Annotated in this window: 4 protein-coding genes and 1 pseudogene; 1 reads left to right on the top strand and 4 read right to left on the bottom strand. The window is 71.4% G+C overall.

Annotated elements, in window-relative coordinates; translation table 11 throughout:
* The 3 genes from ACOJUF_RS16185 to ACOJUF_RS16175 all read right to left on the bottom strand — a co-directional run.
* Positions 1-645, bottom strand: a 645-nt coding sequence (locus tag ACOJUF_RS16185; RefSeq protein WP_420122856.1) for a hypothetical protein, incomplete at its 3' end; no start/stop codon positions are given.
* 193 nt (positions 646-838) lie between these two features.
* Positions 839-1921, bottom strand: coding sequence for a hypothetical protein (locus ACOJUF_RS16180; RefSeq protein WP_420122855.1), 1083 nt, complete (start codon positions 1919-1921; stop codon positions 839-841).
* 186 nt (positions 1922-2107) lie between these two features.
* Entirely contained in the window at positions 2108-2989 is an 882-nt protein-coding gene (locus tag ACOJUF_RS16175; protein ID WP_420122854.1) for an alpha/beta fold hydrolase, read from the bottom strand.
* Positions 2990-3060: 71 nt separating this feature from the next.
* Here ACOJUF_RS16175 and ACOJUF_RS16170 point away from each other — a divergent pair, with 71 nt between their 5' ends.
* Entirely contained in the window at positions 3061-3387 is a 327-nt protein-coding gene (locus ACOJUF_RS16170; RefSeq protein ID WP_420122853.1) for a DMT family transporter, read from the top strand.
* Positions 3388-3508: 121 nt separating this feature from the next.
* On the opposite strand, the pseudogene ACOJUF_RS16165 reads toward ACOJUF_RS16170, so the two are convergent.
* Positions 3509-3624, bottom strand: a pseudogene (locus ACOJUF_RS16165) (phosphoribosylaminoimidazolesuccinocarboxamide synthase); the annotation flags it as partial.

Below are 3624 nucleotides of genomic sequence, written 5' to 3'. Positions count from 1 at the left end.
GGCGTTCTGCGCGGCCGGCTGGGTGATGGTCACGTTCTTGATCAGGTACTCGTTGCCCTCGTACCCGAAGCGGAAGTCGCCGGTGAACGTCGCCTCGCTCGTGGAGGCCTCGATCCAGACCGCCTTGTTCGGCATGGCGGTGGCCCAGATCTGCGCGGTGTCGGTGGTGGAGGAGTCCCAGGTGTGCCCGCCGCTGAACTTGAAGGACAGCTCGGTGTCGACCACCCCGGCCAGGTCGTACCCGAAGGAGGTCTCGACCGATCCGCCGATCTTCACGCTCGAGGACTCGGTGTGCTTGACGGTCAGCACCATCCCGATCTTCTCGGTCGAGGACCCGGCGATCCCGGGGATGCCCGACGTGCCGTCGGCGAAGGTGGCCGGCTGCCAGTCGGACTGGCCGTAGGTCGGCTGGCCGTCCGGGATGAAGGTGTGGTCGGGCGAATCCTTGTAGTGGGTCAGCAGGTTGACGGCCGCGTCCTTGTCCTTGGTGGCGTCGATGACGACCAGGTGGCCGCTGCCGGCGACGATGCCGGCGTTGGGGTCGACCGCGGTGCTGTCGGCCTGGGCCAGGCCGACGCCCAGGGTCCCGATGACGCCGGCCGCCACGATGGCGGTGCCGATCCGGGCGAAGCTGCGAACGTTCATGATGGATCTCCTCGAACGGGGCCGGCCCCCCGGTGTCGTCCCGGGGTCGGCGTCGGCGGTGGTGGTGATGTCTGGGGCGGTGCGGTGGTGGGGCGGTGCGGTGGGGCCGGCCGGGCACATCCGGTGCGGCCCCGGCGGTGCGGTCGGGGACGGCGAGGTCGGGGCGCGGCGGGCCGGCGGGCCCGCCGGCCGGTCAGTGGCCCACGTAGCAGGGGGCGTCGCTGATCTGGCAGGTGTGCGGCATGTCCAGGACGCCGGCCCGGATCGGCGACTTGCTGGCGTCGGGGTTGACCAGGTCGCCCTGCGACAGGGTGACGTTCTTCAGGTCGAAGGTGACGCCCTCGGGGGTGGTGAACTGCAGCTCACCGGTCAGCGCGCCGGTCGACTCCTTCTTGTCGATCCAGCCGACCTGCCCGGGGGCGACGTCCATGTCCGCGGTGACCTCGGTGGAGTCCTCCGACCCCCAGTCCTTGTCCAGATCGACCGACGCGGCCAGCTTGGCCGAGGCGCCGAACACCTTCATGCCGACCGACCCGGTGATCTCGAGGCCGAAGTTGGCGCTCTGGCCGACCGAGGTCTCCTGCCCGGCATCCAGTTTCGCGTCGGCGGAGGAGTAGTTGTAGAGCATCCCGGTGGCCCGGGTCGGCGCCCCCCAGTTCCAGGCCTCGGAGCCGGTGTTGGTGGTCCACTTGGTGCTGCCGTCGACGGCGCGCGGGAACTGGCCGTTGACCGCGGATGTCGCCGCGGCGGAGTCCGTCGCGTTGTCGATCGTCACGGTCACCGGGGTGTTCCAGTACACGTCCCAGTGGTACTGGTACCCGTCCGCGTCCTGGACGTCGTGGGACAGCCGGGACGGGGCCGTCTGGTTGTGATAGCCGTTGTCCTCGTCGAAGATCTGCACGTAGCCGTTGTTCTCCAGGACGTCGATCAGCTGCTTGTCCGACCGGTAGTCCACCCCGTTGCCCTGCGGCAGGGTGTAGGTGTAGCGCCACTCGGCGATGTTCACGCCGGTGTCGCCGTCCCAGACCGCGGTCTGCCCGGGCAGAATCGTCTGAGGGGCGGGCGAGTGGGTGCCGGGCTCGTTGCGGCCCTCCAGGTTCCAGGTGTAGGGGGTGTAGTTGGTCAGCTCGACCATCTGGAAACTCTGGTCCCCGGAACCGGTGTCGGCACTGGCGGGGTTGGCCCCGATCAGGGCGCCCATGGCCACCCCGGCCAGGATCGCGCCACACGCAACTGCCCGGCCGGCGACGCCCCGGCCCGTCTTCGTCTTCGTCATCTCGACGCACCTCACGTTGTTGTCCTCGTCGCCGAGGGCTCTCGGCGTTCCTCGCCGCTGACAACAACTCTCGCGCCTCGGCGCGGTCGGGACGGTCCGCCGGCCGGCCGATGGACCGATGGAAATCCGCGTCCACCGATCGGTGGATCCGGGGAACCACCGGACGCGCGGCCCGGCCGGCCCGGCTCAGGCCAGGAAGGTGCGGATCTCCCGCTCGATCTCGTCGGGCAGTTCCTCGGGCAGGTAGTGCCCGCAGTCGACCGGCCGACCGGTGACCTCGTCGGCCACGGCGCGCCACAGCGCCAGCGGGTCGAACAGCCGGCCGACGACCCCCCGCGCGCCCCACAGGACGCGCAGCGGAACGGTGATCCGCCGGCCGGCGGCGCGATCCGCCCGGTCGTGCTCCAGATCGATCGTCGCCGCGGCCCGGTAGTCCTCGCACATGCCGAACGCCCGGTCCGGGCCGGTCAGGGCGGCCACGTAGGCCGCCAGCACGTCCGGCGGGAACGGGTCGAGGCCGGCCGATCCGCTGCCCATCAGCTGCTCCACGAACATCCGGGGGTGCGCGCCGATGAGCGTCTCCGGCAGCGGCGCGGGCTGGATCAGGAAGAACCAGTGCCAGTAGGCGGCGGCGAACGCCCGGGAGGTGGCCTCGTACATGTCCAGGGTCGGCGCGATGTCCAACAGCATCGCCCGGGTGACGCGGTCGGGGTGATCGGCGGCCAGCCGGGCGGTCACCCGCGCGCCGCGGTCGTGACCGACCACCGCGAAGCGCTCGTGGCCCAGGTGCGCCAGCAGCTCCACGCAGTCGCGCGCCATCTCCCGCTTGCCGTACGACGAGTGGTCCGCCGTGGCCGGCGGCCGCTCCGATGCCCCGTAGCCGCGCAGATCGGGGGCGACGACGAAGAAGTCCCGGGCCAGCGAGGGCGCGACGCGGTGCCAGATCAGGTGCGACTCGGGAAAGCCGTGCACCAGCAGCAACGGCGGCCGGGCCGGGTCACCGCCGACCCGCCCCCGCAGCCGCACCCCGTTGACCCGGACGTCCAGTTCCGCGAAACCGTCGAACACGGATCGGATCCTGCCAGGCGCCCCGGGTGTGGCGGACCGTCCGGGGCGGCCGCGCTTGGCAGACTCGCCGCATGGCGTGGGTGATCCTGATCGTGTCCGGGCTGCTCGAGGCCGGGTGGGCGTTGTCGCTGAAGGCGTCGGACGGCCTGTCCAAGCTCTGGCCGTCGGTGGCGTTCGTCGTCCTGCTGGCCGCGTCGATGGCCGGTCTGATGATCGCCCTGAAGTCGCTGCCGGTCGGGCCGGCCTACGCGGTCTGGGTCGGCATCGGCGCGGTGGTCACCGCGATCGTCGGGATGATCGCCTTCGACGACCCGGTCAACGCGCTGACCATCGGGTCGATCGTGCTGATCATCGCCGGGGTGGTCGGACACCAGCTGGCCGGCAGCAACGCGCACTGACCCGCGGGACGGACCCGATCGGCGCCGCCCCCGGCAAAGACTCGCCTCATCCGCGGGTTCGCCGGCCCGGGGAACCTGCGGATGAGGAGAGTCGGCGCGGTCCGCCGGGCCGCGGCGGCGGTCAGCCGATCCAGTCGCTGAACCGCCGGCCCGAGATGAGCTGGTAGGCCTCGATGTAGCGGGACCGGGTGGCCTGGATGACGTTGTCCGGCAGAGCCGGCGGTTCCTGGCCCGAGT

The sequence above is a fragment of the Nakamurella sp. genome, assembly GCF_048594475.1.
Lineage (GTDB): Bacteria > Actinomycetota > Actinomycetes > Mycobacteriales > Nakamurellaceae > Nakamurella.
The sequence above is the reverse complement of the archived record's forward strand: the minus strand, read 5'-3'. Positions and strand labels throughout refer to the sequence as shown.

What these genes read in the sequence shown, in the direction of transcription:
- ACOJUF_RS16170 (WP_420122853.1), top strand. Translation starts at nt 3,061, where the DNA reads ATGGCGTGGGTGATCCTGATCGTGTCCGGGCTGCTCGAGGCCGGGTGG.
- ACOJUF_RS16180 (WP_420122855.1), bottom strand. Translation starts at nt 1,921, where the DNA reads ATGACGAAGACGAAGACGGGCCGGGGCGTCGCCGGCCGGGCAGTTGCG.